Genomic DNA, 25,573 nt, shown 5'->3' on the forward strand with positions numbered 1-25,573 from the left:
TGCGCCGCGGCGCTCCCGTCTAGCGGTGCGCCTGGCTCAACCGCTTGGCCGCATTCACCATATGGATGCGCGCGGCCTCGCGCGCGCCGTCCACGTCCCTGCCGCGTATGGCTTCGACGATGGCGATGTGTTCCTGCAGTACGTCGCGCATCAGGCTGGCGTGGCGCGCCTCGTTGGCGCGCGTGACGCGCGTGGCCGCTTCCAGGAACTGGCTGACGAAGGCCAGGGTTGTCAGGAAATAAGGGTTGCCGGTGGCGCGGGCGATGCTGCGATGGAAGGCGACGTCTTCCTGCACGCCGTCGCCGCCGTTTTCCACAGCCTGCGAAATGGCGGCCAGCGCGGCGTCGATCTCCGCCATGTCCTGCTTTTTCCGCACTGCCGCGGCTTGCGCGGCGATCTCGGTTTCCAGCGCGCGGCGCAGATCCACGATATGCAGCACGGCGTCCAGCGAGGACAGATCGGCGGCGTCGATGCGCAGAGCGCGGTTGCCGGCGTGGCCGGTGACGTACACGCCGCTGCCTTGCCGCGCTTCGACGATGCCGTCCTGCCGCAGCCGCGAAACCGCTTCGCGGATGACCGTGCGGCTGACGCCGAACTGCTCCGCCAGCGCGCTTTCCGTGGGCAATTTTTCCCCGGGCGGCACGCGACCTCCGTCGATCTCGGCGAGCAGGCGCTTGGCGACGGTGTCGGTCAGCGTGGGAGGAGTCGGAAGTCGGGGGAACACCATCGCCCTATGATACGCGCGCCCGTGCCGGCCCGGCCATGAGCGGCAGCGGCACATTCACTGCGTCTGCAAGCTTGCGTCATTTTCGAAATGTTATATCATTCGTCAATTATTTGGTACGTTATAACATTTGAAAGAGGGCGATGATGAATGGCAAGAAACTGGGGTGGCAGAGGGAACGCGGCGGCAGGGTTGCCCTGCGGGCGGGCCGCCGGGGCGCGCTGAAACCCCTGGTCTGCGCGCTGATGCTGGCCGCGCCCGCCGCGCAGGCCGACGAAGCCGCGGAAGCCGCGGCGGAACGCTCGGCCGCCAGGACGCTGGCGCCGATCACGGTTTCCGCCAACCCGCTGGGGCTGGACCTGAACAGCACCACCTTGCCGGCCTCGGTGCTGGAAGGCGACGCGCTGATCGAGCAGCGCAACGGCACCCTGGGCGACACGCTGAAGAACCTGCCCGGCGTAAACAGCGACACCTTCGGCGGCGGCGCCAGCCGCCCCGTGATCCGCGGCCAGACTGCGCCGCGGGTAAAGGTGCTGTCCGACGGCTCCGAGGTGATGGACGCGTCCAGCATCTCTCCTGACCATGCGGTGACGGTGGAGCCGCTATTGGCTGAACGCATCGAAGTGCTGCGCGGTCCGGCAACGCTGCTGTATGGGGGCGGCGCGATCGGCGGCGTGGTCAATGTGGTGGACAAGAAGATCCCGACGGCGGTGCCGGAAAAAGGCATGGAAGCCGAGGCCGAGCTGCGCGGCGCCACGGGCACCAAGGAACGTGCGGGTGCGGTGGGTATCACCGCGGGCGAAGGACAGTTCGCGGTGCGCGTGGAAGGCCTGAAGCGCCGCACCAGCGACTATGACGTGCCGGATTGGCCGGGCGGCAAGCTGGAAGGTTCGTACAGCGAGTCGACGCAGGGTACGGTGGGCATGTCCTGGATCACGCCGCGCGGCTACGTCGGCCTGGCGTTCACGCATCTGGAAAGCAAGTACGGCCTGCCCGGACATAACCACGAATACGAAGGCTGCCACCCGCACGGTACTCATCTGCATTGCGGCGGGCATGATCATGACCACGACGAAGACGGCCACGATCACGACCATGAGCACGAACACGGCGGCGTGCCTTACGTGAAGCTGCGCAGCAACCGCCTCGATCTGCGCGCCGAGTACCAGGATCCGTTTGCGGGCTTCGAGAAAATCCGCGTGCGCGGCGGCCTGACCGACTACCAGCACGACGAAATCGAAGGCGGCGAGGTGGGCACTCGCTTCAAGAACAAGGGCTACGACCTGCGCGTGGAAATGCAGCACAAGCCCATCGCAGGCTGGCGCGGCGTGGTGGGCGTGCAGAATGCCTACAGCGATTTCCGCGCCGATGGCGAAGAGGCGTTCCTGCCGCGCAGCAAGACGCGCTCTTATGGCCTGTTCGTGCTGGAGGAGTACCAGTTGAACGACTGGCGCTTCGAACTGGGCGCGCGGCAGGACTGGCAGCGCATCTCGCCCACGGGCGGCGCGCAGCGCAGCAGCCTGTCCGGCACGTCCTTGTCGGCCGCGGCCATCTGGGACTTCGCGCCGCAGTATTCGGTGGCCCTGTCCCTGTCGCGCTCGCAGCGCCTGCCCACCGCGCAAGAACTGTATGCGGACGGCGTGCACCTGGCCACCAACACCTACGAACTGGGCAATCCGAACCTGGGCCGCGAGACCTCGCACAACATCGACCTGACCTTGCGCAAGCATTCGGGCGACACGACGTTCTCGGCCAGCGTGTTCCACAATCGCGTGAAGAACTACATCTATGCCAACACGCTGGACCGCTACGAAGACTTTCGTCTGATCGAGTACACCCAGCGCGACGCAGAGTTCACGGGCGTGGAGGGCGAACTGCGCCACCAGTTCACCCCGGTGTTTTCGGCTGCGGTATTCGGCGACTACGTGCGCGGCAAGCTGACGGGCGGCGATGGCAACCTGCCGCGCATCCCGGCAGCGCGCGCCGGCGTGCGCGCGGACATGAAGTGGCAGCAGTGGTCGGGCGGCGTCGAGTATGCGCGCGTGTTTGCGCAGAAGGACATCGCTGCCTACGAGGAGACCACGCCTGGCTACAACATGGTCAATGCGGTGGTGGCCTACCGCGGCCAATATGGCGCCACGGGCTATGAGGTCTACCTGCGCGGCACGAATCTGCTGAACAAGCTGGCGTACAACCACGCGTCCTTCATTTCGACGGTGGCGCCGCTGCCCGGGCGCAGCGTGCTGCTGGGCGTGCGCATGACGTATTGATTTTTCCAGCCATTGGCGGATGCCTCCAAGGCGGAATGGGCATGGCCCCGTTCCGCCATTTTTTTTGTCCTACGGGTAGACCCCGATGCCCGGCCTGTTGACGGCCTCCGAAGCCGTTCCTAGAATTTGATTTGTGATCACATATCAAAAATAGCAAACAAGGGACGCAGCATGGCCCAGCACGAACTGTTCGATCTCGAAGGCAGGATTGTCTTGATCACCGGCGCGGCAGGCGGTATCGGCGCCGCGCTCAGCCGGGCGTATGCCCAGGCGGGCGCGACGCTGGTGCTGACCGACCTGGCGGGGGAAAAGCTCGACGCGCTGGCGTCCGAGTTGCGCGGATCCGGCGCCAAGACCGGAAGCTACGCGCTGCAGGTGGAGGATCGCGCCGCGTGCGCCGCGGTGGTGGACGAGGCGGTGGCCGCCTTCGGCGGGGTGGACGTGCTGGTGAACTGCGCCGGCGTCAATACCCGCATGCGTCCGGAGCAGTACGCCGAAGACGTCTGGGACCGCATCATCGACATCAATCTGAAGGGCAGCTTCAACATGTGCCAGGCCGTGCACGCATCCATGCAGGCGCGCCGCAAGGGCAAGATCATCAACATCGGCTCCATCCTGGCACTGGCGTCCAACGCCATGACCGCGGCCTATTCGGCCAGCAAGGGAGGGGTGCTGCAGCTGACCCGTTCGCTGGCCTGCGCCTGGGCGGCCGATGGCATCACCGTCAACGTGATCCAGCCCGGCTGGATCGACACGGCGCTGTCGCGCCAGGCGCGGGTAGACATTCCTGGCCACGCGGAACGCGTCGTGGCGACCACGCCCATGGGCCGCTGGGGCGAACCGGAAGACATGGTCGGACCCGCCCTGTTCCTGGCCAGCGCCGCGTCCGACTTCATGACGGGCGCCAGCGTGGTGGTGGACGGCGGCGTGACCGCGCATATCTGAACGCCGCGCGGCGGCCGCAAAGCACAACGAGGGGACGGCATGCAACTCGAAGAAATCCGGCAGAAGACGCCGGTGCACGAACTGGTGGTGGAAGAGAGCGACTGGGCGCAGCTGACACGCGCCGAGGCCCTGCGCCTGACGACGCTGTTCCTGGCCGCGCGCCGCTTCGAGGAAAAAATCCTGCAGCTGGACAAGCTGAACCTGGTGCACGGGCCGGCGCATTCCAGCATCGGCCAGGAAGGCGCCGCGGCCGGTTGTATCGCCGCATTGCCCGTCGACACGCTGATGAATGGCACGCACCGCGCGCATCACCAGTGCATTGCAAAGGCCATCAACGCGCTCTACGACGGCGGCCTGGACCCCTCGGCGGCCGGCCTGACGCTGCGCATGCGCCAGGAAATCCAGGGAATGATGCAAGAGATCCTGGGTTTGAAGGACGGCTGGACCGGCGGCCGTGGCGGTTCCATGCACCTGCGCCGCGCGGAGCTCGGCATCATGGGCACGAATGCCATCGTCGCGGGCGGCATTCCTATCGCTTGCGGCCACGCCTACGCGGAAAAGCAGCGTGGCTCGGGCAAGACCATGGTCACGTTTTTCGGCGACGGCGCGGTGCACCAGGGCGCCACCCACGAAGCCATGAACCTGGCGGCGCTGTACGGCCTGCCCATGATCTTCTTCCTGGAGAACAACAAGTACGCCGTCTCCATGAGCGTGGAGCAATCCACTTTCGAGACGGAATTGCTGACCCGGCCGCAGGGCCACGGCATCGCCGGAGTCAAGGTGGACGGCATGAACCCGTTCGCCACCTGGCTGGCCACGCGCTGGGCGCAAGACCATATCGTCCGCACCGGGCGCCCGGCCTTCGTCCTGGCAGAGGTGTACCGTTACTACCACCAGAGTTCTTCGATTCCGGGCAGCGCTTTCGGCTACCGCACGCGCGAAGAGGAAAACGCGTGGAAGGCACGCGATCCCTGGCTGTTCCTGCAACAGGAACTGAAGGCGCGCGGCATTCTGCGCGAGGAAGAGTTGGCGGCCGTCGACGCCGCGGTGACGGACGCGGTGGAAGCGGCCGCCGCCTCCTGCATCGAAGGCGCAGGCTCGTCGGCCCGCATACGCGCCGGCCTTTGGCCGGCGGCGGCCAGCGTGGACGAACACCTCAATAGCGACATGTCGGAGTTCGATGGCGTGCGCTACGCCGAGGCGGAGGACTATGCCGCCGAAGAGATGGAACCCCTGTCCTACATCGAGGCGATCTCGCGGGCCATGGGCGCGCGCATGGCCGAAGACGAAACAATCCACGTGTTCGGCGAGGACGTGGCCAACATGGGCGGGGGCACCGTGGGCGCCACCCGCGGACTGACGGAGACATACGCCGGCCGGCTGGTGAATACTCCGATCACTGAGAACGGATTCTGCGGCCTGGCCACCGGCGCAGCGCTGTCGGGCCTGAAGCCCGTGGTCGAGCTGATGTATAGCGACTTCTTCCTGGTGGCGGGCGACCAGCTGCTGAACCAGGCTGGCAAGATCCGTCACTTGTTCAATGGCACGGCCGAAGTGCCGTTGGTGCTGCGCGCGCGCATCCCCGGGCCGGAAGGCTATGGCTCGCAGCATTCCATGGACCCGGCAGGCGTGTTCGCGCTGTTTCCCGGGTGGCGCATCGTGGCGCCGTCCAATGCTTTCGATTACGTGGGCCTGATGAACTCGGCGCTGCGCTGCAAAGATCCGGTGCTGGTCATCGAGCCGCAGCAGCTGCACAAGCGCAAGACGCTGGTGCCCAAGGACCTGGACTACTACATCCCCATCGGCCGCGCCAAGCGCGTACGCGAGGGGGACCAGATAACGCTGCTGACGACCCTGACCATGGTGGATGAATGCTGCCGCATGGTGGAAGAGGCGGGCATACGCGCCGACGTCATCGACCTGCGCACCTTGTCGCAGCGGGACATTGATTACGAAACCATCGGCCGGTCCGTCATGAAGACGGGCCGCGTCGCCATCGTCGAACAGACCACGCGCGGCGCCAGCCTGGGTGCGCTGATCGCCGACGAGATCCAGCGGCGCTACTTCGACTACCTGGACCAGCCGGTCAAGCGCGTCACCGGCCGCTGGGCGCCTCCCGTGGTGTCGCAGGCGCTGGAGCGCGCGGCGCTGGCGGGAGAGGACGACATCCGTGCCCTGATTCGTGAAATGCAGGCCGACAGTGCGCTCTCGGTCGGCCAACAGGAGCAAGCTCATGCCGCGCGCGCTTGAGGGCAAGACTGTGTTGATCACCGGCGCGGCCGGCGGCATCGGCCGCGCGACCGCCGAAGTCTGCGGCGAGCAGGGCGCATCGCTGGTGCTGGCCGATCGCGAACCACCGCAGGAACTGGTTGCGCAGTTGCAAGCCAAGGGCGTGCCGGCGCGCGCCATCGCCTTCGACGTGACGGACCGGGCCGCCGCCGAGGCGGCCGTGGCCGACATCGGGCGCCTGGACGCGCTGGTGGCCAATGCGGGCTATTGCCCCTGGGACGACTGGCACGAGGCGGGCTGGGACGAGGTCTTCCACCATGTCATCGACGTCAATCTGCTGGGGCTGATGCACCTGACGCGCGCCGTGCTGGCGAAGATGAGCGCGCAGGGCGCCGGCCGCATGGTGTTGGTGTCTTCCGTCGCCGCGCGCATGGGAGGGCTGGCCGCCAGTCCACACTACGTTGCGGCCAAGGGCGGCACGCAGGCTTTCGTCAAATGGCTGGCCCGCAAGGCGGCTGATTCCGGCGTCACCGTCAATAGCGTCGCGCCAGGCGCGACCGAGACGGGAATGACCCGTGGGCAGGCCTTCGATGCGAATAGAATTCCGCTGCGGCGCATAGCCCGGCCTCGCGAAATCGCCTTGCCCATCGCCTTTCTCTGTTCCGATGGCGCGAGCTACATCTGCGGCGCCACCCTGGACGTGAACGGTGGCGTCTACATGAATTGAGACGACATGGACAACAGCACACTGGAAGGCCTGCTCGAAAAGCAGGAACGCGTTACCGTCGCGGATCAGATCTATCAACGGACCCGTGAACTCCTGATGAGCGGCGCCGTGCCGCCGGGAGAGAAAGTCACCTTGCGCGGGCTGGCCTCGGTGCTTAACACCAGTCCCATGCCGGTACGCGAAGCGGTCAACAAACTTGTCGCCGAAGGGGCGTTGGAAATGTTGCCCAGCCGTGGCCTGCGCGTGCCCAAGCCCGGCCTGACCAAGTTCCGCGAGATCGTGCGCATCCGCTGCTGCATGGAAGGCTTCGCGGCGGCCGAGGCGGCCCAGATCATGACGGATGCGACCGTGGCGCGCATACAGCGCTACGCCGACGAGTTCGACAAACTTGGGCATCAACGCAAGATCGATACCTTGAAGACCATCGAGGCCAACCGCAATCTGCATTTCACGCTGTATGAGGCGGCCGGAATGCCTCTGTTGGTCACGATGATAGAGAACATCTGGCTGCAGATCGCGCCGCTGTTTTCACTCAGCATGGGCAGCAAGGACCGCAAGTCCGAAAGCTGGGAATCCTTCAGCCACCACGCCGCCTTGTTGGACGCCTTGAAGCGCCGCGACGGCGAAGCTGCGCGCGCGGCCATCGTGGCGGACATATCGGACGCAGCCCTGTACATCGAGAAGACAGGCAATCTGGCCAACACATAGAGCGAGTAAGACATGGATATCGAGGTCGTGATGCCCGCCATAGGCGCGGGCACGACGCAGGGCAAGATACTGCAGTGGCTGAAGCAGTCCGGCGACACGGTCAAGGTGGGCGATATCCTGGCCGAGATCGAGACCGACAAGGCCGTCATAGAACTGGAAGCCCTGGACGATGGGGTGCTGGACCGCATCCATGTGCCCGCGGGCGATGCCGAGGTACCGGTAGGCGGCGTCATCGCGACGCTGCTGCGCCGGGGCGGTGCGATGCAGCCGGCCGCCAGTCCGCCACCGGCAATCGCGAACCCGCCAGCAGCGGCTCCCCAGGCCGTCACGCGTCCTGCCCTTGCGGCCGACCTGCCATCCGGGGATCGTTCGGGCCTGGCGGAGCAGCGCCTGTTCGCCAGCCCATCCGCGCGACGCCTGGCGCGCGCGCTGGGCGTGGACCTGCACACGCTTTCCGGCAGCGGCCCGAACGGCCGCATCGTGCGGATCGACATCGAGAATGCCGCCGCGGCATCCGCACAATCCGGGGCTACCCCCGCCGCGCCGGTCTCCAGCGCCGGCTTGCAGCCGCACAGTTCCATGCGCGCCACCATCGCGCGCCGCCTGGTGCAGTCCAAGCAGCAGGTGCCGCACTTTTACCTGACGGTGGATTGCCGCATGGACGCGCTGCTGGCCGCCCGTGCCGCATTGAATGCGCGCAGCGAGTCTGCGCGTGAGCCCATGCGCCATTCCCTTAACGATCTGCTGTCGATGGCGGTGGCACGGGCGGCCGGCCAAGTCCCGGGCATCAATGCGCAATGGACGGACGAAGGCATCGTGCAGCTGGGCCAGGTGGACCTGAGCATCGCCGTGGCGCTGGAGTCCGGACTTATCACGCCCATCGTGCGCAACGCGAACCGGAAATCCCTGCGCGAGCTCTCCACCGAGATCGCGCAGTTGGCGGAACAGGCGCGCCGTGGCCGTTTGCGACCCGAACAATACGAAGGCGGCAGCCTCACGCTGTCGAATCTGGGCATGCATGGCGTGCGCGAGTTTGCCGCCATCATCAACCCTCCCCAAAGCGTCATCCTGGCCGCGGGCGCCGTGGTCAGGCAGCCGGTGGTCGACGGCGACGACATCCGCGTGGGCCACGTCATGAGCCTTACGTTGTCGGCGGATCACCGCGTGGTGGACGGCGCGCTGGGCGCGCGCTTCCTGGGGGCGGTAAAGCAATTGCTGGAGAATCCGATCGAATTGATTCTCTAGCGTCCTGGGCGGGACCTGGACGATTTCCACGGCATCAGCGCGCAGGGTGGACCGCGAACGGCGCACAGACCGATGGCGGAAGCAAGTCGAAGCAGCATTACATCTAGTCAGGAGACAAAGTAATGAGTAAGCAGAAGCAGCTAATCCGCATTGCCTGCGCGGCGGCCTTCGTGGCCCTGGCGCCGGGCGCCTGGGCGCAGGCCGACATCAAGATTGGCTACAACAGCGATATGTCCGCCAGCGGCTCCGCCGACTTCGGCGTGTCGGCCCTCTCCGGGGCGCGGCAGGCCGCCGAGGAGATCAATGCGGCGGGCGGGGTGCTGGGCCGCAAGCTGGTCATCGTGCCGCGCGACGACGTGGGTTCGCCGCCCAAGTCGATCCAGAACACCAACGAACTCGTGGACAACGAGAAGGTCGTGGCAATGCTGGGTGGGGTGAACTCCGGCAATATGCTGGCCTGGCTGCACATCGTGCAGCAGAAGAAGGTGCCGACGATTTCGCCGTCCGCCACGGCCACGGAGATCACCAACCGCTATGGCAAGGAGCCGGCCAACTACGTCTTCCGCGTGTCCATGCGCGACCTGGACCAGATCACGCTCCTGGCGGCCTACGCCGCCAAGGCCACCAAGAACAAGAAGATCGCCATCATCGCCGACACCACCGGGTACGGGCAGCAGGGCGCCAAGGATGCGGCGCATGTGCTGAGCCTGTACGGCATCACGCCCGTGGCCAACGAGAAGTTCGGTCCCAAGGACACGGACATGTCGTCGCAGCTGAACAAGATCAAGGCCGCGGGCGCGGACACGGTCATCGTGTATGCGTTGGCTGACGCCAACGGCCACCTGATGCGCAGCCAGGAAAAGATCAATTACTTCCCGGTCACGCTCGGCTCCTGGGCCAACCTCAGTCCGCCGTTCTTGCGTATCGCGGGGCCGGAGCTGGCCAAGAAGATGATCTTCACCGCCTCCATCACCGAGGATTCCACGCCGCAATCGCGCGCGCTCTACGACGCCATCATCAAGAAGGACGGCAAGCTGCCGACATATGTGTTCGCGGCGCACGCTTATGACTCGGTCAAGATCCTGGCGGCGGCGATGACGCAGGCCAATTCCACCGACGGCGAGAAGGTGCAGCAGGCGCTGGACAAGCTGGGTAAGGTAGACGGCGTGATCAAGACCTACGCGCCGGCCTTCACCAAGGAAAACCACGAAGCGCTGTCGTACCGAGATTTTCGTCTGGTGCGCTGGATCGATGGCAAGGTGGTCACGGTCGACGACGAAGTCAGCCGCAGCATCAAGCCGGACGAACTCAAGCAGTAGGGTGGCAGGCAGGCGCCGGCCTGGGTTCAGGGCTGGCGCTTGCTCAGGTGGTTCACGAAGAGCTTGGCAGCCGTGGGCAGGGCGTCGAAGGAGCGCACGCAGATCTGGATCTGGCGCCGCGCCCAGGGTTCGGTCAGGGGAATGATGCGGATGTCGAACATGGCCGAGTAGCGGCGCGCGATGTCCAGCGGCAGCACGCCTATGCCCAGCCCCGAATTCACCATGAAGCACAGCGCGTCGAAGCCGGTGACCTGCACCTTGAGCTGGATGTTGCGCTTTTCATCGCTGGCGGCGTTGGACAGGATGCGGTTGATGGCGCTGCCGCGGTGCAAGCCGACGAAATCGTGTTCCAGCGCGTCGGCGAAGCGAAAGCCCGGCCTGTCCCGCAGGGGATGGTCGGCGGGCACCACCAGCGCCAGCGTGTCCTCGCGGTAGGGGTGGATTTCCACGTCGTGGTCTGGCGCGGTGCCGGAAAAGATGCCTACGTCGGCTGCGTTTTCGGCGACCGACTTGATGATGGTCGAGGTGATTTTCTCTTCCAGGTCGACCTGCACGTTGGGGTAGTCGTTCAGGAAGAGCTTGATGTCCTGGGGCAGGAACTGGGTGATCGCGGAAATATTGGCGTGCACCCGGATGAAGCCCCGCAGGCCGCGCGAGTAGTCGCGCATGTGGACCGAGATTTCATCCAGTTCGTGCAGGGCGCGCCGCGCCATGGTGGACAGCGCGACGCCGGCCGGCGTGGGACGGATGCCCTTGTTGGTGCGGATGAGCAGCCGGATCTTGAGGATCTCTTCCAGCTCGCTGATCCGCTTGCTGATGGCGGCCGCGGCGATGTGCTCGTGTTCGGCCGCTGCGGCGATGGTGCCTTGCTCGACCACGCTGATGAAGAGCTTGAGGGAGGTGGGATCGAGACGCATGGCGGGACGGGCGGGAAAGCGGACGAGAAGTTCCATTGTAGCCATGGGCAGGCTTGTCATCGCGGATGGTGATGGCGGCATCGCTAATGACTGCTGTTGCGCAGGCGGGCGCCAGGGCTATCCTCCCCAAAAAATTTCGCCCGGCCCCCCAGCGCGGACCGTGCGGAGCATGATGGATGGAGCGCGAGACAAATGAATCTGCAGAATAGCCAGCTGCTGCGGCAGCAGGCCTACATCGGCGGCGCCTGGTGCGACGCCGACAATGGCGCCACCATTACGGTGCGCAATCCCTTTGACGCCAGCGTGCTGGGTACGGTGCCTAATCTGGGCCAGGCCGAGACGGCCCGCGCCATCGCGGCCGCCGATGACGCCCTGCCGGCCTGGCGGGCCAGGACGGGCAAGGAGCGCGGCGCCATCCTGCGGAAATGGCATGCCCTGATCGAGGCGCACGCCGACGACCTGGCGCTGCTGCTGACGCTGGAGCAGGGCAAGCCGCTGGCCGAAGCCCGCGGCGAGCTGAATTACGCCTTGTCCTTCGTCGAATGGTTCGCGGAAGAAGCCAAGCGCGTGTATGGCGACGTGCTGCCCCATACGCGCGGCGACCAGCGCATGCTGGCCATCCGGCAACCCGTGGGCGTGTGCGCGGCGATCATCGCCTGGAACTTTCCCTCGGCCCTGGTCACGCGCAAGGTCAGTCCGGCGCTGGCCGCCGGTTGCACGGTGGTGCTCAAGCCATCCGAGCTGACGCCGTTCACTGCGCTGGCGCTGGCCTGGCTGGGCGAGCAGGCCGGCATCCCGCCCGGCGTGCTCAACGTGGTCATCGGCGACCCCGCGCCCATCGGCACGGAGCTGACGCAGAACCCCACGGTGCGCAAGCTGACCTTCACCGGTTCCACCCAGACGGGCCGGCTGCTGATGCAGCAAAGCGCTTCCAACATCAAGAAGCTGTCGCTGGAACTGGGCGGCAACGCGCCCTTCATCGTGTTCGAGGACGCCGATCTGGACGAGGCCGTGCAAGGCCTGGTGCAGTCCAAGTTCCGCAACGCCGGCCAGACCTGCGTATGCGCCAACCGCGTCTACGTCCATGCCAGCGTCGCAGACGCCTTCAACGACAAGCTGCTGGCGGAAATGCGCCGCATGAAGGTGGGCGGCGGGCTGGAAGAAGGCGTTACGCAAGGACCGCTGATCGACCAGCGCGCGGTGGACAAGGTGGCCCGCCTGGTGGACGACGCCACGGCGCGCGGCGCGCGCCTCCTGGCGGGCGGCAAGCTGCGCGAGCCGGGCACGCTGCTGTATGAGCCGACCCTGCTGGCCGGCATCACGGATGCCATGGAACTGGCGCACGAAGAGATCTTCGGCCCGGTGGTGGGCATCAGTACCTTCGAATCCGAAGCCGCCGTGCTGGCGCGCGCCAACGATAGCGCCTCGGGCCTGGCCGCCTATTTCTACACCGCCAACCTGGAGCGGGTCTGGCGCATGATGGAAGGGCTGGAATACGGCATTGTCGGCGTGAACACCGGCGCCGTGTCCAATGAGGTCGGCCCCTTCGGCGGCATCAAGGAGTCGGGCGTGGGCCGCGAGGGTTCCAAGTACGGCATCGAAGAGTTCCTGGAAATCAAGTACGTCTGCCTTGCCGGCAAGTCGTTCAACGCGATTCCCTGACGCCCGCGGATCCAGACATGAGCCAAGCACAGCCTTCCCTCCGCGACGCGGATCAGTTCGACTATGTGATCGTGGGATCCGGCGCGGCCGGCTCCATCCTGGCCAACCGCCTGAGCGCGGACGGCTCGACGGTCTGCGTGCTGGAGGCCGGCCCGCCGGACCGCAGTCCCTACCTGCACATACCCGCCGGCTTCATCAAGGCGGTCTTCAACAAGAAGTACGCCTGGCAGTTCTCCAGCGAAGGCACGGCGCAGACCAACGGACGGCGCGTGCCGATTCCGCAGGGCCGAACCTTGGGCGGGTCTACTTCCATCAACGGCCTGGTCTACAACCGCGGCCAGGCGGCCGACTTCGACCACTGGGCCGCGCTGGGCAATACCGGCTGGTCCTATGACGAGGTGCTGCCGTACTTCAAGTCCATGGAACGGCGCGTGGGCGGCGACGACCGCTACCGCGGCCGCAAGGGCGAACTGCCGGTCACGGACATAGACTGGATCCACCCGCTGTGCGAGGCCTTCATCGCCGGCGCGGTGGAACAGGGCATCCCGCGCAACCCCGACTACAACGGCGCGGATCAGGCCGGCGTGGGCTACTTCCAGCGCACCATCGACCGCGGCTGGCGCATGAGCACGGCCAAGTGCTTCCTCAAGCCCGCCATGGGCCGCAAGAACCTGGAAGTGCGTACCTACGCGCAGGCAACGCGCATCCTGTTCGATGGCGGCAAGGCTGCTGGCGTGGCCTATTGCCACCCGGCCCACCCTTCGCAGGTCCGCGCGGTGCGCGCGCGCCGCGAAGTGATCGTGTCCTGCGGCGCGATCAACACGCCCAAGCTGCTGCAGCTGTCGGGCCTGGGACCGGCGGACCTGCTGCGCCAGCACAACATCGACGTGGTGTGCGACCTGCCGGGCGTGGGGGAAAACCTGAGCGACCACTATTCGGTGCGGGTCGTGGCGCGCGTGAAGAACAGCCAGACCATGAACCAGCTGGTCAAGGGCCTGAGCCTGGCCGGCCAGATCAGCCGCTGGATGATGAAGCGTCCCAGCATCATGGCGCTGAGCCCGTCGCTGCTGCATTACTTCTGGAAGTCCACGCCTGACCTCGCCTTGCCTGACCTGCAGGGCGTGTTCACGCCCGCCAGCTACAAGGAAGGCTATGTGGGCATGCTGGATGACTTCCCCGGCATGACCGCGGGCGTCTGGCAGCACCGGCCCGAGAGCCGCGGCCAGGTGCGCATCCGTTCGGCGGACCCGCTGCAGGACCCCGTGATCCTGGCCAACTACCTCGAAAACGAGCGCGACCAGATGACGCTGGTACGCGGCATCCGATTGGCGCGTCAGCTGCTGCGTTCGCAGGCGCTTTCGCAGTATTTCGACAGCGAGGTTCTGCCCGGTCCGCTGTGCGAATCCGATTCCGAATTGCTGGACTTCGCGCGCCGCTATGGCGTGTCGTCGTATCACGTCAACGGCACGGCCCGCATGGGCCAGGCCGATGACAAATACGCAGTGGTCGACCCGCAGTTGCGGGTGCACGGCGTGGGCAATCTGCGCGTCATCGATTCCTCGGTGATGCCGGCCATGCCGTCGGCCAACATCTGCGCGGCCACGATGATGATCGGCAACAAGGCCGCCGACCTCATCAAACAATCCTGAATTGCCAATCAGCGGTCACCAGAGTGATCCAGAAGGAGACAAGATGTACTTCAAGCATTTCCCCAAGACCATGAAGTCCCTGCTGCTGGCGGCGGCGCTGGCGGGCGCCAGCGGCGCCGCGCTGGCCGACGACATCAAGATCGGCTTCAACAGCGACATGTCGGCCACCGGCTCGGCGGACTTCGGCATTTCCGCGCTGGCCGGCGCGCGCCAGGCGGCCGATGAGCTGAACGCGGCTGGCGGCGTGCTGGGCAAGAAGGTCGTCATCGTCGAGCGCGATGATGTTGGCGCGCCGCCCAAGGCCATCCAGAACACCAACGAACTGGTCGACAACGTCAAGGTCAACGCCATGCTGGGCGGGGTCAACTCCGGCAACATGCTGGCCTGGCTGCACCTGGTGCAGCAGAAGAAGATTCCGACGATCTCGCCCGTGGCCACCGCCACCGACATCACCGGCCGCTACGCCAAGTCGCCCGCCAACTACGTGTTCCGCGTGTCCATGCGCGACCGCGACCAGATCGCGCTGCTGGCGGCCTACGCCGCCCGCGCCAGCAAGAACGGCAAGGTCGCCATCATCGCCGACACCACCGGCTACGGCCAGCAAGGCGCCAAGGATGCGGTCGAGATCCTGGCGCTGCACAAGATCACGCCCGTGGCCAACGAGAAGTTCGGTCCCAAGGACACGGACATGTCGTCGCAGCTGAACAAGATCAAGAGTTCGGGCGCCGACACGCTGATCGTCTACGCGCTGGCGGATTCCAACGCGCACGTCATGCGCAGCCTGGAGAAGATCAGCTACTTCCCGACCACGCTGGCTTCCTGGGCCAACCTGAGCTCGCCGTTCCTGCGCATCGCGGGTCCCGAGCTGGCCAGCAAGATGATCTTCACGGCTTCGATCACCGAAGACTCCTCGCCCGAGTCCAAGGCGCTGTATGACACGCTGATGAAGCGCGACGGCCGCGTGCCGACCTACGTCATGGCCGCGCAGGCCTATGACTCGGTCAAGCTCATTGCCGCCGCCATGGAGCAGGCCAAGTCGACCGAAGGCGAAGCCGTGCAAGCCGCGCTGCAGAACCTGGCGCAAGCCAAGGGCGTCATCAAGACCTACGAGAAGCCGTTCACAGCGGAAAGCCACGAAGCCCTGTCGGTGAAGGACTTCCGCCTGGTGCGCTGGATCGACGGCAAGGTGGTGTCGGTGGATGACGAATACACCCGCGCCATCAAGCCGGAAGACCTGAAGCTGTAAGAAGGCGCGGCAACGAGAAAGATCTCTCCCCGGTGCGCGGAGGCGCGCCGGGGAGTCGTCAATAGGGGGGCATCCAGCATGCAAATACTACAAGCCATCTTGAGCGGGCTGGCCATGGGCAGCGTCTATGCCCTGGTCGCGTTCGGGTTCAGCATTACGTACACCACGACCAAGACCTTCAACTTCGGACAGGGCGCATTCCTGGCGCTGGCCGGCCTGATCGGCATCAGCGCCATCCTGCTGGTCAGCCAGGGCAAGCTGATCGGTTTTCCGAATCCGGAGGACGTAACCTGGGGCACGTTCCTGTTCGCCCTGCTGGCCGCCATGCTGGTCCTGAGCCTGCTGGGCTACGTGCTCTACATCACCGCCATCCGCCACTTCGTGGGCGAGGCGGGGCTGTCCTGGGTGATGAGCACCATCGGCTTTGGCATCATCATCCAGAACCTGGCGCTGCTGGTCTGGGGCCCGGCGCCCATCGCGGTGGCGTCGCCGCTGGGCGAGGGCATCATCACGGTCCTGGGTACCGGCGTGCGGCCGCAGGAAATCCTGGTGTTCGGCACCACGCTGGCGCTGATGATCGTGTTCGACTGGGCCTTGCACAAGACCAAGATGGGCAAGGCGGTGCGCGCGGTCGCGTTCAGCAAGACCGCCGCCAGCCTGATGGGCATCAATGCCAACGCGGTTGCGATTGCCGTGTTCGCGATCAGTTCGGCGCTGGCCGCGATCGCCGGCGTCATGGTCGCGCCGATTGCCACCGCCTCGGTGTTCGTGGGCACGCTGCTGTCGCTCAAGGCCTTTTCGGCCGCAATCCTGGGCGGGCTGGAGAATCCGCGCGGCTGCATTTTTGGCGGCTTTCTGATCGGGCTGCTGGAATCGCTGATCGGCCTCTGGTATTCGAACCTGCGCGAGATCGCGGTGTTCGCGCTGATCATCGTGGTGCTGTATTTCCGCCCGGCCGGCATCCTCGGTCGCGTGCATGCGGAGAAAGTATGAAGCTCTCCAAAATCCTCGTTCCGCTGGTCATCGCGGCGCTTGCCATCGGCTACGCCTATTCGGGCCTGAATGACTTCTATCTGCTGATCCTGTTCAACATCGGGGTCTATTACATCGCTGCCACCGGCTTCAACATCCTGGTCGGCCAGACCGGCCAGAAGTCGCTGGGCCACGCCGGCCTGTTCGGCGTCGGCGCCTACACGGTGGCGCTCCTGACCGTGAACTACCAGGTCGATCCCTGGCTGGCGCTGGGCTGCGCCGCGGTTGTTTCAGCGGTCTTCGGCGTGGTGATCGCCATTCCGGCGCTGAAGGTCAAGGGGCCGAGCCTGGCGATGGTGACCATCGCCTTTGGCCTTCTGATCGAAAAGATCGTGTCCGAATGGACCGACGTGTTCAAGGGCCAGGAAGGCTTCTACGGCATCACCGGCCTGACCTTCGGCGGCGCCACGCTGGACAGCCGCCAGTGGGTGGTGGTGGTCGTGGTGTTGGGCCTGGCGCTGCACGCCATGACCTCGCTGCTGTTGAACGGCCGTTTCGGCCGCGGCTTCGCCGCGGTGCGCACGTCCGAGATTGCGGCGGAGAGCGTGGGCATCAGCGTTTACCGCTTCAAGATCCTGGCCTTCGCCATCAGCGCCATCACCTGCGGCATCGCGGGCGGCCTGGTGGCGCAGCAGAACCAGTACATCAATTCGGACTTCGTCAATTTCAACCTGTCGGTGTTCTTCCTGGTGCTGGTGCTGTTCGGCGGCCGCACGCCGGGGGGCTCTTTCCTGGGCGCGGTGGTGCTGACGGTGATCGACGCCATGCTGGCGCGCTGGCCGGAAGTGCAGCATTTCGCCTATGGTCTGATCCTGCTGTTCGCGCTGTACGCCATGCCGGAAGGCCTGGCGGGCCTGCTGGCCAAGGTGCTGCCCAAGCGCGGCCAGCGCGAGGCGCTGGCTGCCGAGGCGGGCGCCGCCGACTGGACGCCGGCGCCTCCTGCCGACCGCGGCGGCGCGGCGTCCGGCTTCCTGGAAGTGAAGGACCTGTACAAGGCCTTCGGCGGCGTGGTGCCTACCAACAAGGTGTCGTTCTCGCTGGAGCGCGGTTCCGTCGTGTCGCTGATCGGCCCCAATGGCGCCGGCAAGACCACCACCCTGAACCTGCTGTCGGGCCTGGTGGTGCCGGACGCCGGCAGCATCCGCTTCAAGAACCGTCAGATGGTCGGCTTGTCGCCCAATGAGATCGCTGCGTCCGGCATCGGCCGCACGTTCCAGAACCTGAAGCTGTTCGACGGGCTGAGCGCGCTGGAGAACGTGATGGTGGGCTTCTACCGGGTGCAGAAGTCCAGCTTCTTCTCCAACCTGCTGGGCTTGCCCGGCAGCCTGGCCGAAGAGCGGCGCATCCGCCGCCAGGCCTATGCCATTCTCCGGTTTTTCGAGCTGGATCGCTACGCGGACGATGCCGCCAACAGCCTGCCTTACGGCCTGCAGCGCCGCCTGGAAATCGCCCGCGCGGTGGCGGCCATGCCGGACCTGCTGTTGCTGGACGAGCCTGCCGCAGGCCTGAATCCTGCGGAAACCGACCAGCTTACGGACCTGATCGTGAAGCTCAAGAACATGGGCCTGACCATCCTGCTGATCGAGCACCACATGGATCTGGTCATGGCCATTTCCGACCATATCGTGGTGCTGGACTACGGCGTGAAGATCGCTTCGGGCCTGCCGAACCACATCCAGGAGAATCCGAAAGTCATCGAAGCCTACCTGGGCGCGCCGGCATAGGAGACCGCAATGAGCCGTTTACTGGACATCAAGAACCTGGCGGTCAGCTATGGCGCCGTCAATGCCCTGAAGCAGGTGTCGCTGCATGTGGACACGAACGAGATCGTGACCATCATCGGTGGCAACGGCGCGGGCAAGAGCACCATGATGCGCGCGCTGTCGGGCATCGAAAAATCCACTGGCGACATCGCGTTCGCCGGGCAGGACCTGGGCGGGATCAGCGCGCACAAGCGGGTGGGGCTGGGTATCGCCCACGTGCCGGAAGGGCGCCAGGTGTTCCCCGACCAGACCGTCTACGACAACCTGATGCTGGGTGCGTTCCTGCGCAAGGAATCGCCCGCTGAACTGGCTGCGGAGATCGAGCAGTGCTTTGCGATGTTCCCGCGCCTGAAGGAGCGCCGCGCGCAATACGCGGGCACGCTTTCTGGCGGCGAGCAGCAGATGCTGGCCATCTGCCGCGCCTTGATGAGCAAGCCGCGCATCCTGATGCTGGACGAGCCCTCGCTCGGACTGGCGCCGCTGATCGTGGCCGAGATCTTCAAGATCATCAAGTCGCTGAAAGAGCGCGGCATGACGATCCTGCTGGTCGAACAGATGGCCAACCAGGCGTTGGCGATCTCCGACCGCGCATATGTCCTGGAAGTGGGCTCCATCGTGATGGAGGGCACGGGCCAGGAGTTGTTGGCCAGCGAGCGCGTGCGCGAGGCCTATCTGGGCAAACACAAGAGCTGACGAGGCAATCATGTCATCCAAACCATTGAGCGGGATCCGAGTGCTGGAGTTGGGCCAGCTGATCGCCGGACCGTTCGCCGCCAAGATGCTGGGCGAATTCGGCGCCGAGGTCATCAAGATCGAACCGCCCGGCAAGGGCGATCCGCTGCGCAACTGGCGCCTGATCCACGACGGCACTTCCGTCTGGTGGCAAGTGCAGTCGCGCAACAAGAAGTCGGTCAGCCTGGACCTGCGCAAGCCCGAGGCGCAAGACCTGATCCGGTCCCTGGTCAAGGACATCGACGTGGTGGTCGAGAACTTCAAGCCCGGCACCATGGAAGGTTGGGGCCTGGGCTGGGAAGAACTGCGCGCCATCAACCCGCGGCTGGTGATGCTGCGCGTGTCCGGCTACGGCCAGACGGGTCCGTACCGCGATCTGCCCGGGTTCGGCGCCATCGGCGAGGCCATGGGCGGCCTGCGCCACCTCAGCGGCGAGCCTGACCGCACGCCGGTGCGCGTGGGCGTGTCCATCGGCGATTCGCTGTCGGCGTTGCACGGCGTCATCGGCATCCTGCTGGCGCTGCGCGCGCGCGACCAGAATGGCACGGGTCAGATGATCGATGTGGCGCTGTATGAATCCGTCTTCAACATGATGGAGAGCCTGCTGCCCGAGTATTCGGTGTTCGGCGAGATCCGCCAGCCGGCCGGCAGCAGCCTGCCGGGCATCGCGCCCAGCAACGCCTACCGCTGCCAGGACAACAAGTACGTGCTGATCGCCGGCAATGGCGACAGCATCTTCAAGCGCCTGATGGGCGTGATCGGCCGGCCCGATCTGGCCGATGCGCCGGAACTGGCGAACAACGCCGGGCGCGTGAAGCACGTGGTCATGCTTGACGACGCGATTTCGCAATGGACCGGCCAGCATCCGCTGGACCTGGTGCTGGAGCGCTTGAATGACGGCCAGATTCCCGCGGGCAAGATCTATGACGTGGCCGATATCGCGGCCGACCCGCACTACCAGGCGCGCGGCATGATCCTGGACGGCACGCTGCCTGACGGCACGCCCGTCCAGGTGCCGGGCATCGTGCCCAAGCTGTCGGAAACCCCGGGCGAAGTGCGCAGCCCGGCGCCCGCCCTGGGCCAGGACACCGACCAGGTGCTGGCCGGCCTGGGCATAGGCGAGGCGCAGCGCCAGGACTGGCGCGCGCGCGGCATCATCTGAGGAAGGCAGCCATGAATGTGACCAACCCCGGAACCACTGCCAGCCGCCCGCGGCTGTACATCCAGGAAGTCGCGCCGCGCGACGGCTTCCAGAACGAAAAGCAGTTCATCGAAACCCAGGACAAGATTGCCTTCATCAACCGGCTGTCCGCCAGCGGATTCGCCAAGATCGAGGCCACGTCCTTTACCTCGCCCAAGGCCATTCCCGCCTTGCGCGACGCCGAGATCGTGATGCACGAGATCGAGCGCAATCCGGACGTCGTCTACACCGTGCTGGTGCCCAATGTGCGCGGCGCGCAGCGGGCGCTGGAGTGCAAGGTGGACGAGATCAACCTGGTGATGTCGGTCAGCGAGACCCATAACCGCGCCAACCTGCGCATGACGCGGGAGCAGTCGTTCGAGCAATTGAGCGATGTGGTCAATGCGGTGCGCGGCAGCCGCGTCGCCATCAACGTGTCGCTGTCCACCGTGTTCGGCTGCCCGATGGAAGGCGACATCAATGCTTTCGAGGTGTTCGAACTGGTGGGACGCTTCGCGGCGCTGGGGGTGGACGGGGTGACGCTATGCGACACCACCGGCATGGCCTATCCCACGCAGGTCGGCAAAATCGGGCGCGAGGTCCGCAAGCTGTTCCCGGGACTGACCACCACCATGCACTTCCACAATACGCGCGGCATGGCGCTGGCCAATACGCTGATGGCCATCGAGGCCGGCATCGACCGCTTCGACGCATCGCTGGGCGGATTGGGCGGCTGCCCGTACGCGCCGGGGGCCAGCGGCAACGTCTGCACCGAGGAACTGGTGCACATGCTGGAACTGATGGGCTACGACACCGGCGTGGACCTGGACGCCATACTTGGCGTATCGGCGACCTTGCCCGCGCTGGTGGGGCACGACATCCCCAGCCAGCTGCTCAAGGCGGGACCGCGGCTGACCCTGCACCCGGCGCCCGACTTCGGCGCCTAGCGCTGCGGCGATGGCGGGGCGGGCGGTTGTGCTAATTTCCATGCATGCCGCCCGGTCCGGAGCCTCCGCCATGTTGAAGTTCGCCGCCAATCTTTCGATGATGTACACGGAACACGCGTTCCTGGACCGCTACGCGGCCGCTGCGGCGGACGGGTACGCCGGCGTGGAATGCATGTTTCCCTACGAGGCTCCGGCCGCCTTCGTGCGCGAACGCATGGACGCAGCCGGCGTGACGCAGGTGCTCTTCAACGCGCCGCCCGGCGTGGCCGCCCGCGGCGATCGCGGACTGGCCGCGCAACCGGGACGGCAGGCGGAATTCCAGGCGGGCATCGAACAGGCGCTGTCCTACGCTACGGCGCTGGCCTGCCCGAATCTCCATGTGATGGCGGGCCTGGTCCAACCCGGCGCATCGCGCGAGGCCATGCTGGATTGCTATCGCGAGAACCTGGACTGGGCCGCGCGCCAGGCGCGTTCGGCGGGCGTCACCGTGTTGATCGAACCCATCAATCCCCGCGACATACCCGGCTATTTCCTGAACCGCCAGGACGAGGCGCATGCCGTGGTGCAGGCGGTCAATGCGTCCAACCTGAAAGTGCAGATGGATCTCTACCACTGCCAGATCGTCGAGGGCGACCTCACCATGAAGCTGCGCGAATACCTGCCCACGGGGCGGGTCGGCCATCTGCAGATCGCCGGCGTGCCGCTGCGCCAGGAGCCTGACCGTGGCGAACTGGACTATGGCTGGGTGTTCAATGTGCTGCGCGAACTGGAATACGGCGGCTGGATAGGCTGCGAGTACCGGCCGGCCGCCGGCACGTCGGCCGGCTTGCGCTGGCTGGCCGCCGCGCGCACCTGACGCCGGTCCTGATGCTTGGACTGCGGGTTTTTCCTGTGATGTGCGCCAGCGTCCAGCGTCCGATAATAAATCATTAATATGTTAAATAAATAGGCAGGCGAGGAGAGCGCACATGTTCAAAGGCATACTGCATCGCGCCTTGCTGGCGGCGGCGCTGGCAGGGGCTGCAATCGTCCCGGGCCAGGCTGCGGCGGCCGGGTTTCCCGATCATCCGATCCGCTGGCTGGTGCCGTTCAGCGCGGGCGGGGGTAGCGACATCGCCACCCGCATCGTCGCCAAGCACGTGGGCGACGCGCTGGGCCAGCCGGTGGTGGTGGAAAACCGTCCGGGCGCGGCCACCATCGTCGCCGCCCAGGAAACCGCCCGCGCCGCGCCTGACGGCTACACCCTGCTGACGGCGGGGATGAGCACCCTGGCGCTGAACCCCTGGCTGTATCAGAAGCTGCCCTACGATCCAGGGAAGGACCTGACCCCCGTTTCCACGCTCGTGTCGCTGCCCATCGTGCTGGTGGTGTCGCCCGATACCCAGATGCATACGCTGGCCGACGTGAAGGCATACCTCAAGCGCGACAAACCGGGCAGCTATGCGTCCCTGGGCGTGGGCAGCCCCCATCACCTGGCCATGGAGCTGTTCCTGGATACCGTCCAGGGCCGCGCCACGGCCATTCCCTACAAGGGCACGCCGCCCGCCCTGCAGGACGTGGCGTCCGGCGTGGTGCCGATGATGATGGCCGATCTGGCCGCCGCCCGCCCGCTGATCCAGGCGGGCAAGCTGCGCGCCATCGCGGTGCCGGCCGCGCAGCGCTCCGGGCAATTGCCCCAGGTGCCGACCTTCGCCGAGGCGGGCGGCCCGGCATTCGAGGCTGCTGCCTGGCAGGGCGTGGTGGCGCCCGCGGGCACGCCGGCGCCGGTGGTGGAGAAACTCAGCCGGGCCATCGAGCAGGCCTTGCGTTCGCCAGAGGTGGCCGAGCAATTGAAGCTGCAGGGCATGGAGCCCACGGGCAGCACGCCGCAGGCCTTCGCGGACTATGCGCGCAAGGAATACGAGCGTTGGGGCGCGGTGATCCGGAGCAAGAACATTTCCGCCAACTGACGGCGGACGGTAACAGCCGCCGCAAGGTGTAACCGGCGCGTTCGCGCCCGCGGCGCGGGCGTACGATAAAGACACGTATATCCTGCCCGGCAGCCCGGGCAAGGAGCACATCATGTCTCTGATCGTAGCAGCCCGGTTCGAGGGTTTCGAAGCGGCGAACGCCGCGGCCGAGCGCCTGTCCGCCAGCGGTTTTCCCGACTGGGACATCAATACCTTCTACGTCAATCCGGCCGGCGAGCACGGCCGCTACCCCTTGGGCGGCGACCGCCGTTCCGACCCGGACTCGGGACGCGCCGATATCGGCGCTTTTCTGGGGGCGGGCGGGGTGGGCGCAGGTTTCGCGGTGTTTGGCGGGTTCGTGATGTCCGAGATCAGCGATTCCACGCCACTGATCCTGGCCGCGGCCGGGGTCGGCGCCTATCTGGGATCGCTCTTCGGCGCGCTTTGGGTGACGGGCCACGGCAGCACCCAGCATGGCCACTTCAATCCTGATTCCCATGCCGAGATCCGGCAGGCCGGCGTGATGGTTGCCGTGCGCACGCGGCCGCAGCGCGAAATGCTGGCGTGCCGCATCCTGCGCGATGCCGGCGGCGCGGACGTGGAACACGCCAATGGCCGCTGGCGCAATAACCACTGGGAAGACTTCGATCCGCTGGCGCCGCCCCGCCGCGAGATCGGATTCGGCTGAAGCAGCCTCGGGCGGCGGCGCGCGTCCGCGCTCAGTCCGGCGCGGGCGTGGGGGCGGTGTTTTGCCGGCGGGCGGTGGCCGCGCAGCCTGCGGAAGCGACGATGATCCCGCAGATGGCCAGCCATTGTGTTTGCGACAGCTGCTCGTTCAGTACGATCACGCCGGCCAGCGCGCCCATGGCGGGCTCCATGCTGAGCAGCACGCCGAAGGTCTTTTGCGGCAGGCGCCGCAACGCCACCATTTCCAGCGAATAGGGCAAGGCGCTGGATAGCACGCCCACCGCGATGCCGGCCAGGATCAGGGTCGGATCCAGCAGGGCGGCGCCGGCATGCGCTGCACCTATGGGCAGCGCCACCAGCGTCGCCGCGGTCAGCCCGAGCGACGTGGCCTGTCCGCCATGCACGTTGCCGGCCATCTTGCCGAAGATGATGTAGAGCGCCCAGCACACCGCCGCACCCAGCGCAAAGGCGATGCCGACCGGATCCAGGTCATGCACCGATTGCCCCGTGGGAATCAGCAGCACCAGGCCGGCGATGGCGCAGCCGATCCAGACGAAGTCGATGGCGCGGCGCGACAGCGCCACCGCCAGGGTCAACGGGCCGATGAATTCGATGGCAATGGCCACGCCCAGAGGCAGCGTGCGCAAGGCCATGTAGAACAGCAGGTTCATGCAGGCCAGCGTCACGCCATACAGCGCGATCTTGGCTGCCGCCTGGCGCGTCAGCGGAAAGCGCCACGGGCGCCAGATCGCCACCAGGATCAGCGCGCCGATGGCGATGCGGTAGGCGGTCGTGCCCTGCGCGCCGACCATCGGGAAGAGGGACTTGGCGAACGAGGTGCCGACGCATAGCGAGGCCATCGCGCCGATCAACGACAGGATGGGGAGCAGGGTGGAGGACGACGCGTTGCGTCCGGTATTCAGGGTTGCGGCGGTCATGGCGATGGCGGAAAAGCGGAATGCGTAGGGAACGGCGGGAGGTTCAGGGCGTCAGGTGTGCGGCGGTGGAGTAAAGCACATACAGCGCCAGCCCAAGCATGACGGCGCCAAGCAGGCCTTGCTGCATGCGCAGGAACCAGGGATTGCGCCCCACCCAGCCGCGGATGCGCGAGGCGCCGTAGGCAAAGAAACTGCCGTAGGGCAGGCTCAACACTTTCATCGTCACGCCCAGCACCAGCATCTGCACCCAGACCGGCCCGTTGTCCGGCGTGGTGAACTGCGGCAGGAAGGCGATCATGAACAGCAACACCTTGGGGTTCAGCAGATTGGTCGTGAATCCTTGCCAGAAGGCGTCGCGCGCATCCCCGGGGCGTGCGGCCAGCGATACGTCGGCCGAGCGCGCGCAGCGGACGATGGCCTTGATGCCCAGGTAGCCCAGGTACAGGCCGCCAGCTGCCTTGATGCCCATGAACAGCGACGGAAACGCCTGCAGCACCGAGGCCAGGCCCAGCACCACCGCCGGCACCTGGATAAATCCGGCGGCGACGTTGCCCAGGACACTGTGGAAGGCGGGCCGGAAGCCCTGCGTCATGCCTCGGGACAGGGTCAGCGCCATGTCGGGGCCGGGCGTGAGCTTGAGCGCCGCGTCTGCGGCGAGGAACAGCAGGAAAAGCTGGAGTGACGGCATGATACGAGGGGCGGAC

General features: G+C 66.1%; 22 protein-coding genes. 18 read left to right on the plus strand and 4 right to left on the minus strand.

Annotated features, from left to right (window positions below):
* Positions 1-19: 19 nt before the first annotated feature.
* A complete protein-coding gene (locus tag AC1RHV_RS26030; protein WP_054457656.1) occupies positions 20-727 on the minus strand; it encodes a FadR/GntR family transcriptional regulator in 708 nt (235 codons plus the stop codon).
* A gap of 242 nt (positions 728-969) precedes the next feature.
* On the opposite strand from AC1RHV_RS26030, the gene AC1RHV_RS26035 reads away from it, so the two are divergent.
* From AC1RHV_RS26035 to AC1RHV_RS26065, 7 genes are all read left to right on the plus strand, one after another.
* Positions 970-2,994: a TonB-dependent receptor domain-containing protein gene (locus AC1RHV_RS26035; protein ID WP_492302308.1), complete on the plus strand. Its 2,025-nt coding sequence runs from the start codon at positions 970-972 to the stop codon at positions 2,992-2,994.
* A gap of 171 nt (positions 2,995-3,165) precedes the next feature.
* The gene (locus AC1RHV_RS26040) at positions 3,166-3,939 is read left to right on the plus strand and encodes an SDR family NAD(P)-dependent oxidoreductase (RefSeq protein WP_082401235.1); all 774 of its coding nucleotides are present in this window, start codon (positions 3,166-3,168) and stop codon (positions 3,937-3,939) included.
* Positions 3,940-3,978: 39 nt separating this feature from the next.
* A complete protein-coding gene (locus AC1RHV_RS26045; RefSeq protein ID WP_492302251.1) occupies positions 3,979-6,189 on the plus strand; it encodes an alpha-ketoacid dehydrogenase subunit alpha/beta in 2,211 nt (736 codons plus the stop codon).
* Positions 6,173-6,895, plus strand: coding sequence for an SDR family NAD(P)-dependent oxidoreductase (locus AC1RHV_RS26050; protein ID WP_054457654.1), 723 nt, complete (start codon positions 6,173-6,175; stop codon positions 6,893-6,895). The genes AC1RHV_RS26045 and AC1RHV_RS26050 overlap by 17 nt, the downstream gene beginning before the upstream one ends.
* Positions 6,896-6,901: 6 nt before the next feature.
* A complete protein-coding gene (locus tag AC1RHV_RS26055; RefSeq protein WP_054457653.1) occupies positions 6,902-7,603 on the plus strand; it encodes a GntR family transcriptional regulator in 702 nt (233 codons plus the stop codon).
* Between the two features lie 12 nt (positions 7,604-7,615).
* Entirely contained in the window at positions 7,616-8,848 is a 1,233-nt protein-coding gene (locus AC1RHV_RS26060; RefSeq protein ID WP_175160864.1) for a dihydrolipoamide acetyltransferase family protein, read from the plus strand.
* Between the two features lie 122 nt (positions 8,849-8,970).
* A complete protein-coding gene (locus AC1RHV_RS26065; protein ID WP_054457651.1) occupies positions 8,971-10,167 on the plus strand; it encodes an ABC transporter substrate-binding protein in 1,197 nt (398 codons plus the stop codon).
* Between the two features lie 26 nt (positions 10,168-10,193).
* Here AC1RHV_RS26065 and AC1RHV_RS26070 read toward each other — a convergent pair whose 3' ends face one another.
* Entirely contained in the window at positions 10,194-11,084 is an 891-nt protein-coding gene (locus AC1RHV_RS26070) for a LysR family transcriptional regulator (protein ID WP_492302309.1), read from the minus strand.
* 192 nt (positions 11,085-11,276) lie between these two features.
* Between AC1RHV_RS26070 and AC1RHV_RS26075 the strand changes: the two genes are divergently transcribed.
* The 11 genes from AC1RHV_RS26075 to AC1RHV_RS26125 all read left to right on the plus strand — a co-directional run bounded on the left by AC1RHV_RS26075 (position 11,277) and on the right by AC1RHV_RS26125 (position 23,932).
* Positions 11,277-12,746: an NAD-dependent succinate-semialdehyde dehydrogenase gene (locus tag AC1RHV_RS26075; RefSeq protein ID WP_175182025.1), complete on the plus strand. Its 1,470-nt coding sequence runs from the start codon at positions 11,277-11,279 to the stop codon at positions 12,744-12,746.
* 17 nt (positions 12,747-12,763) lie between these two features.
* Positions 12,764-14,395, plus strand: coding sequence for a GMC family oxidoreductase (locus AC1RHV_RS26080; protein WP_054457648.1), 1,632 nt, complete (start codon positions 12,764-12,766; stop codon positions 14,393-14,395).
* A gap of 43 nt (positions 14,396-14,438) precedes the next feature.
* Complete coding sequence (locus tag AC1RHV_RS26085; protein ID WP_054457647.1) at positions 14,439-15,641, plus strand: ABC transporter substrate-binding protein; 1,203 nt, start codon at positions 14,439-14,441, stop codon at positions 15,639-15,641.
* A gap of 78 nt (positions 15,642-15,719) precedes the next feature.
* Positions 15,720-16,634, plus strand: coding sequence for a branched-chain amino acid ABC transporter permease (locus AC1RHV_RS26090; RefSeq protein ID WP_082401234.1), 915 nt, complete (start codon positions 15,720-15,722; stop codon positions 16,632-16,634).
* Entirely contained in the window at positions 16,631-18,397 is a 1,767-nt protein-coding gene (locus AC1RHV_RS26095) for a branched-chain amino acid ABC transporter ATP-binding protein/permease (RefSeq protein WP_119450252.1), read from the plus strand. The genes AC1RHV_RS26090 and AC1RHV_RS26095 overlap by 4 nt, the downstream gene beginning before the upstream one ends.
* Positions 18,398-18,406: 9 nt before the next feature.
* The gene (locus tag AC1RHV_RS26100) at positions 18,407-19,129 is read left to right on the plus strand and encodes an ABC transporter ATP-binding protein (protein WP_054457644.1); all 723 of its coding nucleotides are present in this window, start codon (positions 18,407-18,409) and stop codon (positions 19,127-19,129) included.
* Between the two features lie 10 nt (positions 19,130-19,139).
* Complete coding sequence (locus AC1RHV_RS26105) at positions 19,140-20,330, plus strand: CaiB/BaiF CoA transferase family protein (protein WP_054457643.1); 1,191 nt, start codon at positions 19,140-19,142, stop codon at positions 20,328-20,330.
* A gap of 11 nt (positions 20,331-20,341) precedes the next feature.
* Entirely contained in the window at positions 20,342-21,295 is a 954-nt protein-coding gene (locus AC1RHV_RS26110; protein ID WP_175160876.1) for a hydroxymethylglutaryl-CoA lyase, read from the plus strand.
* A 70-nt stretch (positions 21,296-21,365) separates the two neighbouring features.
* On the plus strand, positions 21,366-22,151 hold the full coding sequence (gene otnI, locus AC1RHV_RS26115; protein ID WP_492302252.1) for a 2-oxo-tetronate isomerase: 786 nt from the start codon (positions 21,366-21,368) through the stop codon (positions 22,149-22,151).
* Between the two features lie 112 nt (positions 22,152-22,263).
* The gene (locus AC1RHV_RS26120) at positions 22,264-23,244 is read left to right on the plus strand and encodes a Bug family tripartite tricarboxylate transporter substrate binding protein (protein ID WP_054457640.1); all 981 of its coding nucleotides are present in this window, start codon (positions 22,264-22,266) and stop codon (positions 23,242-23,244) included.
* A gap of 112 nt (positions 23,245-23,356) precedes the next feature.
* Complete coding sequence (locus AC1RHV_RS26125) at positions 23,357-23,932, plus strand: hypothetical protein (protein WP_054457639.1); 576 nt, start codon at positions 23,357-23,359, stop codon at positions 23,930-23,932.
* Positions 23,933-23,963: 31 nt separating this feature from the next.
* On the opposite strand, the gene AC1RHV_RS26130 is transcribed toward AC1RHV_RS26125, so the two are convergent.
* Both AC1RHV_RS26130 and AC1RHV_RS26135 read right to left on the minus strand, forming a co-directional pair.
* A complete protein-coding gene (locus AC1RHV_RS26130) occupies positions 23,964-24,869 on the minus strand; it encodes an EamA family transporter (RefSeq protein WP_082401233.1) in 906 nt (301 codons plus the stop codon).
* Between the two features lie 43 nt (positions 24,870-24,912).
* Positions 24,913-25,557 (minus strand): LysE family translocator, encoded by a 645-nt coding sequence (locus AC1RHV_RS26135; RefSeq protein ID WP_082401232.1) that lies wholly within the window; start codon positions 25,555-25,557, stop codon positions 24,913-24,915.
* Positions 25,558-25,573: the final 16 nt, after the last annotated feature.

This window comes from Achromobacter sp. GW823-FHT04E03, assembly GCF_058796095.1.